Source organism: Vibrio cholerae ATCC 14035 (genome assembly GCF_000621645.1).
GTDB lineage: Bacteria > Pseudomonadota > Gammaproteobacteria > Enterobacterales > Vibrionaceae > Vibrio > Vibrio cholerae.
This window is the reverse complement of record NZ_JHXR01000017.1, coordinates 20,643-38,123: the sequence shown is the minus strand read 5'-3', so window position 1 is coordinate 38,123 and position 17,481 is coordinate 20,643. Positions and strand designations below refer to the sequence as shown.

Annotated in this window: 16 protein-coding genes and 1 pseudogene; all 17 read right to left on the bottom strand. The window is 48.1% G+C overall.

Annotated elements, in window-relative coordinates:
• Positions 1-4 precede the first annotated feature (4 nt).
• The 17 genes and pseudogenes from T411_RS0110715 to mshL all read right to left on the bottom strand — a co-directional run bounded on the left by T411_RS0110715 (position 5) and on the right by mshL (position 17,477).
• Entirely contained in the window at positions 5-568 is a 564-nt protein-coding gene (locus tag T411_RS0110715) for a Maf family protein (protein WP_000155857.1), read from the bottom strand.
• Complete coding sequence (gene mreD, locus T411_RS0110710) at positions 565-1,053, bottom strand: rod shape-determining protein MreD (protein ID WP_000952871.1); 489 nt, start codon at positions 1,051-1,053, stop codon at positions 565-567. Before mreD ends, T411_RS0110715 begins: the two co-directional genes overlap by 4 nt.
• On the bottom strand, positions 1,040-1,930 hold the full coding sequence (mreC, locus tag T411_RS0110705) for a rod shape-determining protein MreC (RefSeq protein ID WP_000802448.1): 891 nt from the start codon (positions 1,928-1,930) through the stop codon (positions 1,040-1,042). Before mreC ends, mreD begins: the two co-directional genes overlap by 14 nt.
• A gap of 56 nt (positions 1,931-1,986) precedes the next feature.
• Entirely contained in the window at positions 1,987-3,030 is a 1,044-nt protein-coding gene (locus T411_RS0110700; RefSeq protein WP_000473772.1) for a rod shape-determining protein, read from the bottom strand.
• Positions 3,031-3,197: 167 nt separating this feature from the next.
• Positions 3,198-6,956 carry a DUF6701 domain-containing protein gene (locus tag T411_RS0110695; protein ID WP_001045819.1) on the bottom strand — a complete coding sequence of 1,253 codons (3,759 nt, stop codon included), beginning with the start codon at positions 6,954-6,956 and terminating at the stop codon, positions 3,198-3,200.
• Positions 6,949-7,371: a hypothetical protein gene (locus T411_RS0110690; protein WP_000964762.1), complete on the bottom strand. Its 423-nt coding sequence runs from the start codon at positions 7,369-7,371 to the stop codon at positions 6,949-6,951. The genes T411_RS0110695 and T411_RS0110690 overlap by 8 nt, the downstream gene beginning before the upstream one ends.
• Positions 7,346-8,115, bottom strand: a pseudogene (locus T411_RS01000000119315) (PilW family protein). Before T411_RS01000000119315 ends, T411_RS0110690 begins: the two are co-directional and overlap by 26 nt.
• Positions 8,115-8,684, bottom strand: a complete 570-nt coding sequence (locus T411_RS0110680; RefSeq protein WP_001144509.1) for a type II secretion system protein — start codon at positions 8,682-8,684, stop codon at positions 8,115-8,117. Before T411_RS0110680 ends, T411_RS01000000119315 begins: the two are co-directional and overlap by 1 nt.
• A complete protein-coding gene (locus T411_RS0110675; RefSeq protein WP_000691266.1) occupies positions 8,674-9,162 on the bottom strand; it encodes a pilus assembly FimT family protein in 489 nt (162 codons plus the stop codon). Before T411_RS0110675 ends, T411_RS0110680 begins: the two co-directional genes overlap by 11 nt.
• A 36-nt stretch (positions 9,163-9,198) precedes the next feature.
• Complete coding sequence (locus tag T411_RS0110670) at positions 9,199-9,726, bottom strand: type II secretion system protein (protein ID WP_000828585.1); 528 nt, start codon at positions 9,724-9,726, stop codon at positions 9,199-9,201.
• A gap of 34 nt (positions 9,727-9,760) precedes the next feature.
• On the bottom strand, positions 9,761-10,315 hold the full coding sequence (locus T411_RS0110665) for a prepilin-type N-terminal cleavage/methylation domain-containing protein (RefSeq protein WP_000738708.1): 555 nt from the start codon (positions 10,313-10,315) through the stop codon (positions 9,761-9,763).
• Positions 10,316-10,395: 80 nt separating this feature from the next.
• Positions 10,396-10,848, bottom strand: a complete 453-nt coding sequence (locus T411_RS0110660) for an MSHA biogenesis protein MshF (RefSeq protein ID WP_000689647.1) — start codon at positions 10,846-10,848, stop codon at positions 10,396-10,398.
• Between the two features lie 2 nt (positions 10,849-10,850).
• Positions 10,851-12,074 carry a type II secretion system F family protein gene (locus T411_RS0110655; protein ID WP_000190444.1) on the bottom strand — a complete coding sequence of 408 codons (1,224 nt, stop codon included), beginning with the start codon at positions 12,072-12,074 and terminating at the stop codon, positions 10,851-10,853.
• Between the two features lie 8 nt (positions 12,075-12,082).
• Positions 12,083-13,810, bottom strand: coding sequence for an MSHA fimbrial ATPase MshE (mshE, locus tag T411_RS0110650; RefSeq protein WP_001122154.1), 1,728 nt, complete (start codon positions 13,808-13,810; stop codon positions 12,083-12,085).
• A complete protein-coding gene (locus T411_RS0110645) occupies positions 13,800-14,951 on the bottom strand; it encodes a tetratricopeptide repeat protein (RefSeq protein WP_000117841.1) in 1,152 nt (383 codons plus the stop codon). The genes mshE and T411_RS0110645 overlap by 11 nt, the downstream gene beginning before the upstream one ends.
• Positions 14,948-15,793: an ExeA family protein gene (locus tag T411_RS0110640; RefSeq protein ID WP_000281360.1), complete on the bottom strand. Its 846-nt coding sequence runs from the start codon at positions 15,791-15,793 to the stop codon at positions 14,948-14,950. Before T411_RS0110640 ends, T411_RS0110645 begins: the two co-directional genes overlap by 4 nt.
• 4 nt (positions 15,794-15,797) lie before the next feature.
• Positions 15,798-17,477: a pilus (MSHA type) biogenesis protein MshL gene (gene mshL, locus T411_RS0110635; RefSeq protein ID WP_001227124.1), complete on the bottom strand. Its 1,680-nt coding sequence runs from the start codon at positions 17,475-17,477 to the stop codon at positions 15,798-15,800.
• Positions 17,478-17,481 lie beyond the last annotated feature (4 nt).

Genomic DNA, 17,481 nt, shown 5'->3' with positions numbered 1-17,481 from the left:
ATGATTAGAATTTGTGCAGAAGCTGGTCAGTCTCGTAGAGTGGCAATCCGACTACCGCGTGGTAGCTGCCTTCAATCCTCGTAACAAATCGTCCACCCAATCCCTGAATGCCGTAACTGCCAGCTTTATCGCAGGGCTCACCACTTTGCCAATAGGCTTCTATTTCTTGTTCTGACAAAGTTTTAAACCACACCTCCGTGGTCACCACCACGGAGTGAGTGATGCCGCGGCAAGTCACACTCACCCCGGTCATCACTTGGTGTTGGCTACCGGAAAGTTTGAGTAACATGCGTTTTGCATCAGCAAAATCACGCGGCTTTTCCAACACCTGTTGATCTTTCACAACTATCGTATCTGAACCAATCACGACCGCCTCGGCCGCGACCAAGGCCGCTCCCGCTAAGGCTTTATCGCGAGAAAGCCGTTCAACATATTGCGCTGGCGACTCAGCCGCTGCGCGTTTCTCTTCGACATTCGGAACCACGACTTCAAACTGGTAGCCCATTTGAGCGAGCAGTTCACGACGTCTAGGGGATCCCGAAGCCAACACTAATTTCGATATTGTCATTTCACATGCCAATGGCGTCGAACTCGGCGCAGTAATAAAAACATCCACGGCCAAAGTATACAGGCAATCACTCCACTCCAGAGTGACAACGGATTGAATGTCACATTCTGGATCAGGTACTCACCACAGAAAATCAGCACTTCCAATCCCATCGACAGCAAACCAATCACAATCGCTTGCTGCCATAGAGCCATGTTGCGCAGTACCAAGAAATTCATCGCGACCAGATAGATGATGATCGACATCATCATGCCGCGAATACCTAAGGTGGAACCGAGTAACAGATCCCACAATAAGCCCATGACCAAAGCGCTGCCGACATTCACTCGGTGCGGCAGTGCCAATACCCAGTAACAACAGACCAGCAGCAGCCAAGGTGGCCGGAACAGATCTAAGGTTCCCGGCCATGGGATGGTTTGCAAAATCAGCGCCAGTAAAAATGAGGCAAGAATGACCATGCGGCCTTTAATATCACTGCTGAGCATTGGCTTCTTCCTCTAATAGCACCTGCGGATCAGCCTGCATCACTTTTTGTAAGCGATCTTCGTTTGGCCAAATCAGCAATAAGTAGCGCAAGCGATCAAATTCTACTACAGGATCGGCTTTGATCGAGGCAAACTCACGGCGCGTGTCTTTATCCACCTGTGACACAATCGCCACTGGGTAGCCTTCAGGGTAAACCCCACCCAAGCCAGAGGTGACGAGCATATCGCCGACTTCAATATCGGTACTGGTAGGTATATGTTCCAGTTGGATTTGATCGGTTTGTCCATTGCCTGAGGCGATGACTCGAATATCATTGCGAATGTTCTGTACCGGAATCGCGGTATTAGGGTCAATCAGGAGCAAGACTCGGCTATTGTGCGCCGCCACAAAGGTGACTTGTCCAACAATGCCTTTTTCATTGATGATCGGCTGACCTTCGTACACTCCATCTACCCGGCCTTTATCGATCACAACTTGGTGACGATAGGGCGACGTATCGACCGCCATCACTTCGGTCACCACCTTTTTCTCATCACGCAAAAAGGAGGATCCGAGTAACTTACGCAGCCGTTGGTTCTCTTCTTTGTACTGCTCAAGCAGTAACAGATTACTTTTCAGGGTCAGGACTTCACGTTTTAGCAGTTGGTTATTTTCCCGTAACTGCTGATGAGAGCTGATGCTGTCATAAAAATCGTCAAACAGTACGCGCGGCAGATCCGCTGCGTACTGAATAGGCGCAACCAGACTATTGAGCAGAAAGCGTACATGTGAGAATGCACCTAAACGACTATCAGCCAGCATAAGGCTGGCTGATAGCATAACCGCAAAAAATAGCCGTAGCTGCAGAGAAGGTCCTCGACCAAAGATAGGTTTCATCCAATAACCATCCTAACTCTGAGCAAAGTGCCATGCATAAGGCACAACACTACGGTTTATTCTTCGCTAAACAGATCGCCGCCGTGCATATCGATCATTTCTAAGGCTTTACCACCCCCACGCGCCACACAGGTCAGCGGGTCATCGGCGATCACCACAGGAATGCCAGTCTCTTCCATTAGCAGACGATCCAGATCTTTCAGCAGTGCACCGCCGCCTGTGAGAACCATACCGTTTTCAGAGATATCTGAAGCCAGCTCTGGTGGACACTGCTCGAGTGCAACCATCACCGCAGACACAATCCCCGTCAGCGGCTCTTGCAGCGCCTCAAGGATCTCGTTCGAATTCAGTGTGAAACTGCGTGGTACACCTTCTGCTAGGTTACGACCGCGCACTTCGATCTCTTGCACGTCATCGCCCGGATAAGCTGAGCCAATTTCGTGTTTGATCTTTTCTGCAGTGGCTTCACCAATCAAGCTACCGTAGTTACGGCGCACATAATTAATGATCGCTTCATCAAAACGGTCACCACCGATACGCACAGAAGAAGAGTAAACCACGCCATTGAGCGAGATCACCGCCACTTCCGTCGTACCACCACCGATATCAATCACCATTGAACCGGTTGGCTCAGAAACGCGCAAACCAGCACCGATGGCGGCCGCCATTGGTTCATCAATCAAGTAAACCTCACGAGCGCCCGCACCCAGTGCCGATTCACGGATCGCACGACGCTCAACTTGGGTTGAACCACAAGGCACACACACCAGTACGCGTGGGCTTGGCTTTAACACGCTGTTGTCGTGCACTTGGCGAATAAAATGCTGCAGCATTTTTTCAGTGACGTAAAAATCAGCAATAACACCGTCTTTCATTGGGCGAATGGCTGAAATATTACCAGGGGTTCTACCGAGCATCTGTTTTGCGGCATGGCCAACCGCTGCAACGGTTTTACCGCCACGACCTTTGTCTTGACGAATTGCAACAACAGAAGGTTCATCAAGAACAATTCCCTGTCCTTTGACATAAATAAGTGTGTTGGCGGTACCTAAATCGATCGATAGGTCGTTAGAAAACATGCCACGAAGTTTTTTGAACATATTCTTCGTTCGTCCTGCAAGAAATGAGAAAAGGAAAATTGCACTAAATGTACCAATGCCTTGCCATCACAGCAAGGCGTTGATCCATAAACATGGACTGAAACACGCAATTTCTAACAGTTCTCTAACGGAATGAGAGAAATCTGGATCCATTGAGTGCTTAATCATTAATTCGATTCGCGCCACCAGATCACCCGATCACTGCCGCGATACAAGCCAAATTGCGCTCGACCTTGGGTGGTTTGATCAAAATTGTTGTCGCCATCTTTGTCTTCGGCAAGCCACAGCAAGTTGTGCGCATTGAGATCCAACACCGAATCAATCACACCAAGAGCCCCTGCTCCCGGCGCACTAAAGCGAATGGCGCGCTGACCTGAGTTTAAATTAGCCGCCGAATGCTCAGCCAAGACTTGGGGAGGAACCGCAACGCCAGTGGTCAATACGGTATAACCGTTGTTATTAGGATCCGATTGCAAGGTAAAGCCTGTGATCGCAGGCAGTGCGGTGCAACTGTCCTCAATCGTACGAACAAAACCATTGTTGGTGAAATGCTCGACATAGATGGGTTGCTCTGAGGCTTGAGTCTCTGGCCCATACACATCTTGAATGACTAATTTGCCCCAATACAGCGGCATAGCTCCATCAATGTGTGAAAACGTATATCCCAAACAAGGGGATGACGCATTTTGTCGGTAACAAACCCCATCCTGATCCGTTAAGTTAGAGGCATTCAAAGTCAAATCAAACGCTGAATTAAACACCGGTTTAGGTTGTAACGGTTTTTGATACCACACCCTTTCCCCATTTAAGACAATGCCACTGTTGTTTAATGCCTGTCTGCTGATGGGCGAAGTCTGCAGATTATCGAAACCAAGATTCACACCGTTTGCGCTATCACTGTAAGTGCGACCATTCCATTGATTGTTATAACGCCACCAAGGGTCGATGAGGTAATTTTGCGTATCCGCATTATTGGCGGATTTAGGCTGTAAATAGAGTCCCGGGCTATTGGAATACTCGAACGGCTGACCGAGATAACTAAAGGCATTACCGGTTTTACATGCCGCATCTAAGGTGACATTACTCATCGGAGATACCGAAAAGTAAGCGGGAATAAAGCGCCCAATCGATCCTGTTGACGTCACCGCAATCGGTAGATTGGCGCTGGCTAAGTCAAGGCCAAGATAATGGGTGGGTGCGAACAAAGAGAAATCAAACACCCCGACTTCACTCACTTTTTGCGCAATAGTCGTTGTACCCCCAAGTAGATGAGTGTATTCATTTACGCCTAACACACCCGACTGCCCTGCCGATGGCTGCACCAGAGTGTGTTGTAGCGCGATATTTTGTTGCTGGTAGTTATAAGCCGTTAAATTGTTTGTGAAATCATTATCTTCAATGGGCGCAGCAACAACGGCTCGAATAATCAGATCAAAGTTTTCATCGGCTCTCGCAAAAACATTACAACTGATATTCTCAGCAGAGCATTGGCCATTTGGATGTGTCGGGTTATATGGATTATTCGCACTGAGTACCAATGCCCTAGGAACACGGATAAAACTATCTTGCCCTTCAAGCAACAGATCTTGCTCATCACCGCTGCCCGTGAAACGAGCATGCAGAGCTAGACTACCCACTTCACGATAAGAGATCGGGAAACTCGCCTCACCATTTTGATTAAAGTTCAAACTTATCGAGGTCGCGTTATTTGCAGACTGACCAATTGGCGTTCCATTTACCCCCACACTGACAGATTGGAATCCACTATTATTGGCCGTCGGATTGAGGTATTCACTCCAAAACGCCACTGATTTTTGGACATTGCCAAAACTTGGTAAGCATTGTTGTGAAGCATTATCTTTGCGCACCGCTTTTATGGTGCCCGTCACCGTCTGGTTAGCATAAGCATTGGGTACATCGACAATAAAACCGCTGTCTGCAAAATTGACCGTACAATTGGCCGTCGAATAACTGTTGGGATTGTTCGTGTAGCTACAGAGGTTGACCTGAAAAGGCTTACTGGCAGGAGTCGAGCCAAGTACGTTGACTGACACATTCCCTACACTATTACGTCTCAGTTGCGCCGTGGCAATTCCATTATTGAAATTCACTTGTGAGCCACCCAACCAACCACCAGTCGCACTCGGTGCTGAATTTGGGGAGAGCGTAGCCGTCACAGGATCCGTGTACAGCTGACTACAATTGTCATTCGCACAAGCTTTGATCTGAACCTCAGAAGCGCTACAAGTCAGCCCTTGCTGTGGCAGAGTGAAACGGAAGTGGTCAATTAATTGTCCAACTGGGCGAGATTTCAATGCGCACACTTTGAAGTTCTCAATTTCATGGTTATTGACTGATGCGCCTGTCGAGCCCGCGAGAGAAAGTAGAAAGTCCGCGGGGGTTGCCCCTTGATTGGGATTACTCAACACGTTATGCCAATCAATGACCGTTTGCATAGTGCCATTCACAGAGCGATCGACACGAACCCAAACGCCCCCCCCACTGCGCGAATCGATGGTGATGAAATAACGATGGCCGGGGCCTGCACCAGAAAAAGAACATCCCCACCATTGACATGTCCGACGCACATCTAATTTAGGATTGAGGTTGGCAGCAGTGCCCACTAAATATTGATAATTCGCTGACTCAGAGCCACGAATCGCCACAGCTTGCTGACGAAAACCGGGGCCACCTTGTCGCCCTTCCGTCGCGTTCGAATAGTTACCCCATTCATCTAAGCCGACACCCAACCATCCCCCCGCAAAACCTGGTGTATCAGGATTAGTATCGGTTCTTTGCGCATAACCTAGAGAGCCACCAAAACCGCCCGTTCTCGGAGTGACCGTCGCATCCGAAAAAATTACCGAGACCCCATCGGCTCCATTACCGGTTAAATTCGCCCATGCATAATAATCAAACTCTACGGTAACCAAATTGCCTGCTGCAGGAAAAATACGCTGATAAGTCACTGCTGTCGCTTGATTGGTAATCGCTTCTGTTAAGCGCATTCGGTTACTAATAATACTCGGTGTGAAATTACCGCTACTGGTGTAGGGAATCCAATTTTGTCCAAGAGATGAGCGATTAAAATCATCGGTAAAACAAGCATAGCCTTGCTGTTCATTTTGGTTAATCTCAGTATTAGCCTCCATAAATAATCGACGACTTGTGACCCGTCCATTAATGACAGATGTGTTATGCAGAGTTAATGTGCCACCGACATAGAGATAAGCCTTTACCTGATTCGATTGATTTAATGTGATGTTGTTATAACCAACAATGGTTAAATTGCCTGATCCTGAGACATTAATCTGTGCACTATTCCAATCAGAATTATTGCGAATAAAAAGGCGTACATCCCCATCCACAACGACTTCACCTCCTTGGTTAAGTTGCAGAGATTCAATCCAGTAATCACCGCTGGAAAGAACAAGAGTCGCACCACTTCCCATATCCAAAGATTTAATTTTATATTCAGTCTGTCCGGTAAAACTTAATGTACATGAGGCATAAAGTTGTACAGTCCCAATATTCGTTTTTGATAGAAGAATACTTTGCCCACTATTACACCAACCTATTTCCGTTCCACTAACGCTTGATGTTTTAAATGCATTAATCCCAGCAAGGCTAAGCGAAGGCACAGTATTACCAGAAACTTGGCAAAGATTATTATCACAACGAGTATTAGGCCGTTCATTGGTAGCATTAATAGAACAAAAATCTACAACTGAATTATTCGTTCCGTTAATTCTTGCGCTGTTGTACTGAATTAACTGCGGATTTGGTGCGCCACTACAACTGCCATGGCCTTGAACAACACTGGGAAAATAAATTGAGTGATCAATATCCTGAAATGCCAAAGCATAAGCAGAGAGCAATGCAAAACATCCCAATCCCACTAGCGTTTTGGCTAACCACTTATTCACTTTTCACTCCTACTTCAATAATGCGTTGTAAGCTCCAATCTCCTACCTGACAACGCCCTGTTGCACTGAGCTGATACACCGCTTGCCCATTATCCAATGCCCCAAGAGACAGACATGATACGGTTGCCTCACATTGTGCTAATCCTTCCCCTGCAAAATCCATAGATTGAGGAGATGTCGTGTAGCAACTGCCCGCGCTCTTATTGCTTTGATAAAAACGACTGAGCTCGATATTAAGTGCCGAGCGGGCGGCCATTTCCGCGCGAGTACCAAGCACCATAGACACCAGTTGTTGGCTACTACGCGCTTGATTGCGATTGGCCACCAGCGCAACAAATCCAACCACTACGATAATAAAAACCACGAGAATCAAGGCATTGCCCTGCTGCTTACGGTGTGTTGTAGACCAGAGCATCATGATCAAACCTTACTTGCTCACCTTTATCGGCAAAAGTCAGCTCAATTTTGACTAATCCATTGCGCTGCAACTGTGGGGCTAACACACTGAAATTGGCTCCACTCAGGCTCTGCGCCATTAACACCCCATTCCCTAAATAGGCAGGTGACAAGGCCGTTCTATTCAAACTATAGCCTGCATAGCGGTAGATGCTGTTACCTTGGTAACAATATGCCACGGGGGTAGTATAAAAATAGGCGCGATTCGCGGGCGACTGTAGGGTAAACAAAGTGCCCTGACTAAGGGGACATTCACCATAGTGCGATCCTGTGGTGGGGTGAAATCAACAGTACTGGCGACTTCGGCAATTTGCCCCGCTGCTGGTAAGAGAGCGGCGCGTAACGCAGCAGGATCATTGGGAGAAATCACTAAACGCTCTCCCGCTTGGATCGACTTAGTGATGGGCAAGAGGCGCAGAGTATTCACGGTATTCGTCGGTAATGACTGATAAATCGCGCTGTTTACAATCGGCAGAAACTCAATACAACCATTGGCCACGATTACGCTATTGGGTACAGCTTCACGCAGTTCACGGCTCATACGTTCCGTTAAAAAACGCCCTTGCTGGATTAAGGCTTCACGCGCAGTGGTATCGACGTAAATCCCCATCGCTTGCCCAGCAATATTGCCCAGAAATAAGCCAACAATGCCAAGCAAGATAATAGTGATCACCATTTCGATTAGGGTGAAACCACGGCTCATCAGTAGTTCCCCTTAATCGCAGCAAACGGATACGCATTACCTTGCGGATCGTAAATCACTAATGCAATACGTTTGTAGTGGGTTCGCTCTGTAGCAGGCGTTGCCGAAAATTGACCGCCATTATCTGATACATAAAACACTTGTATCGATACGCTAAAGCGTTGGTATTCAGAGGAAATATCCGTACCCAGCACATCAGTGACGGGTATTGGGCTTGATGTGATGTAATCATCCACATCGTTGAATTCTGTGTTATTGGATTCACCTGTATCTTTACCTAACGCGGATGGTGCACTGCAAAGCGTACGTCCAGCCGTTTCCGTAATCACACATTCAGGTAAGCCACCATTCGGGCCTGAGTGTTGATCAAAAGCACGCCCCAAAACTTCATCCAGTACTGCCCGCCCCAATTCTGCGGCTTTCACCGATAACACTTGCTCAGCACTCTGTTTGGAGCGTGGATATAACGAGGTGGTTACGCCGACCAGTGCAACGCCCAACACCACAATCACGATGATCATCTCAACCAAGGTAAAACCACGCTTAGCAATCATCGGCTTAACAGGCATAGATATACCCTTCGGTATTGATGCAGACTTGGCGAACCTCATTGTGCGTCGAACTGCTGATGCTCACCGTGCACCCAGCACTGATACATTGCGTAGCACGGCCTAAACTATCGAAATCAAGAAAAGAAGCCCCACCCGAACCCGCCAAGGAAAGCGCCACACCACTGACGGCGGCATCCACCCACGAAGGATCGGTAGGGTTACTGGGAAAAACGCTAAGACAACTGCCTTGCATAGCCTGCGGAGAAACTTGAATGGCGGCGTTGCTGGTCAAAAGCCAACGATTACAATACCCCGTACGCTGCATCGCGCGGCTTTGGGTTAACCGCAGTGAGGCTAATATTTCACTCTGCGTGGTTACCACCGCAAAGGAGGAAGGCCCCAAAAATCGGCTTGCCGCATAAGCAGAGAGTATCCCTAGTAGGATAATCACCACTACCAGTTCAATAAGGGTAAAACCTTTACCTATAATTTTCATAAAATAGGCTCGTTACATGCACGAGCCATATTTAAATTATTGCGCTGGTTTACCACAAGCAGTTCCAGCAACCCCAGTCTGCATAGCAACCGTTGCAGGATTATTAGAGGTTGCAGCTGTATAACGGACACATAGATCGTTATAACCATTGAAGCCTATGTCAATCCATAAATTAGCTTGATTACTATTTGTTCCTGTAGACGATTGCAACGCAATAAACTCACTCGAAGTATCTAGCGTTTGCATAATACCACCTAGATTTGCTGTTGAATCATTTACTGCCGTTGGATAACCAAACTTATGGGCAATGCCATCAATAACTGTTCCAGGTGTATTTGCATCTGTATATGCTGTGTAGTCTAACGTTTCAATGCCTTTAATTGCAGCTCGTCCATATGAGATACCCATTGCACCAGCAACTGCACCTCGAAGACCTTCTAAAGACGCTTCTCGCGCATCGCCTTGCAGGTTTAAGAAACGTGGCGCTGCTGTGACGGCCAAGATACCGAGAATTACAATCACCACGACCAATTCGATTAGGGTGAAACCACCTTGTCTTTTCATTATTACCATCTCTCTTTCATGTGAATACGCAGCATTACTGCAAGGTTACGGTCACGCGACCAGTGTTAACTTCATAAACAAATTCATGTTGGCTGCCTTTTTCATTTTGCGCATAAGTGCATGTGGCAGCACCACTATTCGCTTTCGCTGAATATTTGTAATTAGAATTGCTCGCCGCTTGAGTTTCCGTGCCCACTTGAGGTGGGTTTTGCAGCAAATTGTTCATTAAATCTATACAAGCCTGATCCGTGAGACCTGAAGGATAAGTCGCATCATCGGTATTCAAGCCCAAAGGATAACCATCACGATAGCCGCTGGTTGCGGAGGTGGTTAACCAAAAATTAACTCCATCATAATTAATGGAAGGGTAATTATTGGCGGTCAACGTGGGGCGAGCTTGCGCCTCCCATTGCGCTCGTGCAGAGAGAACACCAGTGGCAAAGCCCCCTGCAACCCCCTCAATACTGGCTTTCTTCGCCTCATCGGTCACATCAAGAAAACGGGGCAAAGCGGCGACAGCCAGTAACCCAACCACCACAATCACGATGACCAGTTCCACCAATGAAAAGCCTTGCTGCATTTTCTTCATATTTTTCAACTCACTTACGTAACGTACGGCGTGCATTATACGCCTATTTTTAGCTTTGATGTGGTTAAAGTGTCAAAAATTCAGCGCATCAAAAAACTGGCATTTATCGCAAAGTAGCGATCCTTCAATTCCACGTCGAGTTGCACCCTATCACCGTATTGATAACGGCACTGGTAGCCATTCGCGCGCTGGAGGGCAGTCACTCTTGGTAACCAATCCAGCACCTTACGATCAGGATAGAGCAAAAATAGCACTTTTTCACAATCAACTCCTTGATCGAGCTTGGGAAAAACCCACCCATGTTGCATTGGAATCTCGGCTTGTTCTATCTGTAAGAGTGCAGGACGCCCTTGCAATACCCACTCTTGCTTATAAGTGTTTGCCCGATCAATCAGTTGCAACCTTGTCATCTCTAAGGCGGTGTGTAGCATATCACTGAACATCGACCGCCATACCGAAAACATCGCCGTCAATAAAACCACCACCAAGACAAACCAGAGAACAAATCGGACGCGCTCAAATCCTATTTTCATTATCAGCCCTTGAGTGCATCCATCATGCCCCACATAGGAAGGAAGATGCCCAGCGCCAATACCAGTACCATGGCCGCGACAAACACCAATAAAATAGGTTCAATACGTGCCGTGAGTGTTTTTAAATCATAGTCGACTTCACGATCATAAAAATCGGACACTTCCAACAGAAGTTCATCGATACGCCCGGTTTCTTCACCTACCGACATCATCTGAATCACTAGAGGGGTAAAAATGTTGGCATTGATCGCCGTAGCAGAAACCGCCACCCCAGATTCAATCTGGCTTTTCATCTCTAAAATACGCTGCTCTAGAAACTTGTTGTCTATCGCTTCTGCCGACAGCGCTAGCGATTGGTTGAGCGGCACGCCGGCCGAAAGCATCAAGGAAAAAGTACGCGCAAAACGTGAGAGCTGCGCACGATTCACTATGTCTCCCACAATCGGCATACGCAGACGCAAATGATCCCACCGAATGCGGCCATTCGTGGTATTAACCCAAGCCCGAAACGCAAACAATAAACCGACTATGATGCCAAGCAGTAAGCCCCAGTAGTTCACAAAGAAATCGGACGTGGTAATCAAAATGCGCGTTGGTAAGGGTAAGTCGACCCCAAAGCGGCTAAACATGCTGGTAAATTGTGGGATCACTTTGACGTTCAAAATAAACATCGCCAACAACACAAACGTAATCACGAAGGTCGGGTAGCGCATCGCCGTTTTGATTCTTTTGCGCGTTTCCACTTCTTGTTCGTAATAGCCAGCCAATTGCAACAAAGCCTGATCTAATCGCCCTGTGTTTTCTCCCACTTGAATCATGGAAACAAACAAAGGACTAAAAATCGCGGGATGCAACTGCATGGAAGCCGACAAGTTGCGGCCATTGGTCAGCTCATTACAGACTGAATCAAGCGCTGCTTTGAGCTGCTTATTGTGGCAGTTCTGGGCTAAGCCGCGCATAGAGCGCAGTAAAGGCACCCCTGCTTTGGTTAAGCTGAACATTTGTCGGCAAAAAATCACCAACACTTCCAGCGGCACGGAGGGAGTCAGTAGCGCTTTCCAGTTAAAATCGAAGGCACTTTTTTCCGCCGCCCCCTGCGCAATCGAAGTGGGCACAATACCTTTGTTGAGCAGCATTTCTGCGGCTAATTCCTCAGTGGCAGCCTCGACTAACCCAGAGGCTTTGCTGCCATCGGCATTACGCCCCTGATAATAAAACGTCGCCATGCCTACTCCTACAGATAAATCGGTTCAACCAAACCAGAGGAATCACCTTCACCCAGCGACATCACTTCATCAAGACTGACGATGCCTTGTAGCGCTAACTCCATCGCCGAAGCCAGTAGCGGTTTATAATCTGTGTTACTGCGTGCGGCTTTAGAGAAGGCCACAGCATCATTTGCCCGCAAGCAATCCATCATCGGCTGATCCAGCTCAAGCATTTCAAATACACCGATCCGGCCGCGATAACCGGTTAAGTTACAGTTCTGGCAGCCGCGTCCACGAGTGAATTTGGCGGCAGCTTGATTAGGGAAACGCGTCACAAGCCATTGGCGACGCGCTTCATCCACCTCATCATGTCCACTACAATCTGGACAGACTTTTCGCACTAAACGCTGCGCAACCACGGCACGTACCGCACTGGCAACCAGATAACCGGGCGCCCCCATATCAATCAAACGCAGCGCGCTATCGACGGCATCATTGGTGTGCAGAGTACTTAAGACTAAGTGACCGGTTAATGCAGCGCGCAGGCCAATTTCGACCGTCTCTTGGTCACGCATCTCACCGACCAAAATAATATCTGGGTCTTGGCGCAAGAAAGTGCGCAGTAACGTCGAGAAATCGAGATTGATTTTCGGGTTCACTTGCACCTGATTGATCCGTGAAATCCGGTATTCCACCGGATCTTCCGCAGTAATGATTTTTTTGCCGGACGTATTGAGCTCGTTGAGTGCGCCATACAAGGTGGTGGTTTTCCCCGAGCCGGTAGGCCCAGTCACCAGAATCATGCCATGAGGGCGTTTCAACTGATGGCGCAAACGCAGCAATAAATGAGGCGGAATACCTGACTCTTCGAGCTTTCTAACCCCTGCAGATTGGTTGAGCAAACGCATCACCACCGATTCACCGTGCTGGATAGGCATGGTTGACATCCGGATATCGACGGATTGTCCTTTTACACGGATGTTAAAGCGGCCATCTTGCGGAAGGCGTTTTTCTGAAATATCCAGATTCGCCATTAATTTTAAGCGCAGCACTAAGGCTGAGGCGATATTCACTTCATGGAGCAAGGTTTCATGCAATACCCCATCGATCCGTTGGCGCAAACGCAGTACGTTGGCATCCGGCTCAATATGTATATCCGAGGCTCCCACTTGAATCGCATCTTCAAACAGCGAGTTGATCAGTTTAACAACCGTCACTTCATCGCTATCTGAATCGGTGATCTCAAAATCAAAACTATCATTGGTTTTGTGTTCGGCATGCAATTGCTCGGCAAACGAGACAATTTCTTTGGTGCGGCGATAGTAACGATCAAAGCCATCGACCAACTGCTTCTCAGGGGCGATGACAAACTCAAAACCATAATCAGGCAACTGGTTGAGCAAGGCTTCTTGAGCAAACAAATCCGCAGGATCACTCATGGCTATGCGCAGCGTATCACCACTGCGGCCTATCACCAGCGCACGCAAACGGCGGGCATGAACTTCAGGCAGTAAAGGAACAGCATCAATATCGACATGGGCACGGCTCAGATCGATCACTGGCAAACTCAATTGCTGCGCCAAAAAGTTCAGCAACTGGGTTTCGCTTAAAAAGCCAAGCGAAATTAAGGTATCCCCTAAGCGGCGTCCGGTATTTTTCTGGGCATTGAGCGCTTGTTCAAGCTGCGCTTCGCTCACAATCCCCTCTTCAACCAGCAAGTCACCAAGCCGTTTACGCAGTTTATTAATTGGCACTTTGTGTCTCCTCTAAACTGGCCAGTAATTGCAAGCGTTGATGAATAAAAGCTTGTGATTGACTGGATAATCCGACTTTATTGAGAGCCTGTTGATAGGCGTGCTGCGCCGCCGGCCATTGCAGAGCGCGCTCTTGTTGAATCGCCAACCCCAGCCACCAACGGCCATTATTGGGATCTTTTTCCGTCAGTTGCTGATAGCTTTCTCGCGCGATCTCATCTTGTTTGGTTTTCTGCGCGAGAGCAGCACGCAGTGACAGATACTCAATCGAGGGCTGCGAAGGAAGATAAGCCAAAGGTACCAAAGCCGAGGCCTCTTGCTTTTCTTTGACCAGTAACTTAGCGAGCGCCAAACGCAGCACTTCACCGTCAGGATTACGTTCAATCCCGGCTTGCATCAGATCAAACGCTTTGCGCCCATCGCCTTTGCCATAATAGAGTGCCGCCAGTTTTTGCCTGGCCATTTCATCATGCGGGGTATAACGCAGCGCTTCCGTGTAGGCGGAGACCGCCGTCTGTAACTCATTACTTTCCATCGCTTTTTGCGCGCGTTGCAGGGCTTTTTGCGCTAACTGTTCCGGCGTTAATGAGACTTGCTCTACGATCATCACCGGCGATGAGCTCGGTAAGCTTGAGACCTCTTCTTCGAAAAAGCTCGGCTCTGAATTATCGACAAGATTCAGAACTGGTTCTGCGTTTAGCTCAGACCCTAGCGCGGTTTGCTCTCGCTGACGATTCGCAGTCTGCTTGAGTGAGGTGGGTGAGCCTTCTACCTTAGCAAGTACTGCGTTTTTGACACTAGTTTCGTTCTTGGGCAACGTTTCTTTTTGGACCAAAGTTTCATTCTTAACCAAAGCTTCGCTGTTAACCGGTGCTTGATATAAGGCGATACTTTGCTGTGTGGTCTTTTGGGTCGGTGACGGCACTTCTGGCCGCACAACCTCCGCTGACGACGGAATAGTATCCACCGATTGCAATGAGATAGACCAACCACCAACGGCAAGACTCACGCCAAAACCTAGCATCACCCATAACCACGCTGGACGAGCTTTCGGCTTTGCAACATCAATCCGCTCAATATTCGAAAGGCGTGAGTGACTTCGCTGCGCACTCTTTGCTAATGCTTCATTCACCACACTCATGGTTTGCTCCATCCCCACAAAATTGGGGTTTTAAATCTTGGTTTGCAGCTGTCATAGGTGTCATGAATCGCTGCAAAAAGATGATGTTGATTGACCAACGGGCTCTGCTCATGCCAAGCGAGTAACAGCGCCTTATGACAAATTTGATTGATCAAACGCGGGATCCCTTGTGATGCACGCCAGACGGCTTTTTTCAGGGTCGCATTGAACAGCGGATACGGCGCTTGGGCTTTCTGTAAACGGCTCTCAATGTACACCTCGGTTTCAGCTTGAGTTAACGGGCGCAAATTGGCGTTAAAAGTGATCCGCTGCCGAAACTGACGCAAGTGATGCTGCGCGAGTCGAACATCGAGTTCAGGTTGCCCAATTAAGACAATCTGCAGCAGCTTAGTTTGTTCCGTTTCTAAGTTGCCAAATAAGCGCAAAGTTTCTAGCGCCTCATCAGACAACGCCTGCGCTTCATCGACCAAAGCAACCACACGTTTACCTTGTTGGTGAAGCTCAATCAGTCGTGTTTGGATCTGCTCGACCACTCGCACGGGCGATGCTACATCCAACTGTAATTCCGCGGCGACCGCCTGCCTTAATTCTTCGCCGCTCAGCATAGGATTCGGCAGATAAATCAGCGCCACCTCATCGCCTAAGTGCGTCAACAGCATGCGGCAGACCATGGTTTTTCCAGTACCGACTTCTCCAGTGAGCTTGCTGACACCTTCCCCCATCTCAATCGCCGCACTTAAGGTTTGAATCGCCTCAAAGTGCGGTGCGAGCCCCAGAAACAATTCGGTATCCGGAGTCAGATGAAAAGGTAACTGTTCAAGGCCAAAGTGCGATAAATACATACGCTTATTGACTATCCGGGAACCATTCCTGTAGCAAACTGCGCGAGCGCTCCAGCTCTTTTTGCCAAGTATTTACCCCAACGACCGTCGGCTTGAGCAAAATAACCAGTTCTGTTTTCTGTGTCAGTTTTGTGGTGTTACGGAACAGATGCCCTAACGCGGGAACATCGCCTAAAAATGGCACTTTTGACACTTGGTCAACGGTATTTGACTTCATCAAACCACCGATCACCACTACATCGCCGTCTTTCGCCCGAATAACCGAATCCGACTCTCTAATTGAACTTCTCGCCAATGGCAGCTCAATCTCTTCACTTCGGTATAAAATTTTCTTGGTTTGCTGCTCGACTTCAATCACCGCAGGATGCACATGCAGTAATACGTTGCCTTGATCGTCAATTTGCGGCGTGACATCCAATGAAATCCCAGAGAAGAAAGGCGTAAGCGTAATATCTGGCGACGCTTGCGCGTTATCCCCAGTTCCAACCACACTGGATAAGTCGGTCACATAGTATTCATCCGTCCCGACTTTGATCACCGCTTTCTGGTTGTTGGACGCAGTTACTCGCGGGCTAGACAGAACATTTAAATCACCTTGCGTCGCCATAAAACTGATCACGGCATCAAAGCTGCCACTGGAGATCACCACATTGGATTGACCACCTAACAAATTACCTATCGCATCTAAGCCAGGTAATACAGAAGTGATAGGATTGCCATTACTGTCTTGAGTAATGGATCCGGAACCTATCTTGTAATTGGCACCATTGGAGGAGAAGGCTTTACTCCAATTAATCCCCTGCTGGTAACCATCACTGAGGGTCACTTCAAGAATCTTAGCTTCGAGGATCACTTGTCGATGCATTCGCTGTTGCGAGATCCCCAGAAACTCGTTTACTTGACGAATTTCATCGGGATAAGCGCGCAGGGTTAATACTCCCGCCTGTGGATTGACAATGACCGTTTGGCCACCGCTACCGCCAAGCAACTGAGCCACCGCCTTTTCTAACAAAGGCCAGAAATCACTCTCGTTCGTGGTTTCAATTTCCGTTCCGCCACGAGCATCGCTTCTGTTGGAATTAGAATTGCTCGAAGAACCATCCGAAGAGCTATTACTACTGATGCTGGACGAGGAGCTACTACTTGAATTTGAGTTATTGGTGTCCGTATTGGTGATGGTGCCCGTCGTAATCGACGTTAACGAACGCCCTGTGCGTTTAAATTGCAGATAATCAACCGGAATCGTGACCGTACGCAATCCAGCCGGATAGACTTGGATCACTTTACCCTCTTTTACCACCTCAAAACCGTACAAATCACGCACGACACCTAAGGCTTCATCTAGGGTAACGTCGGTCAAGTTGAGAGTAATTCGCCCAGTCACCGCAGGGTGGATTGCCGCACTGTACTCGGTTCCCTGCACTAAACTGGCAAAAAAGGCCTTGGCTTCGACATCCTCAGCTTGGATTCGAAAACGCTGCAAAGTTTTCGGCTCACTGGCAGTAAGAGTATCCATATCAGGCATCAAATCAGCCTCTACCGAAGGCGGTAATTGGTCAATTTGACGACTGTTCGTCTCGTTAATAGCTTGGTTCAGGGCTTGTTTAGCTTCAACAGGATCACGATGTCCCATTGAGCATCCCACCAAAGAAGTCACCACTGAAGCGAGTACGATTTTACGCATAAGA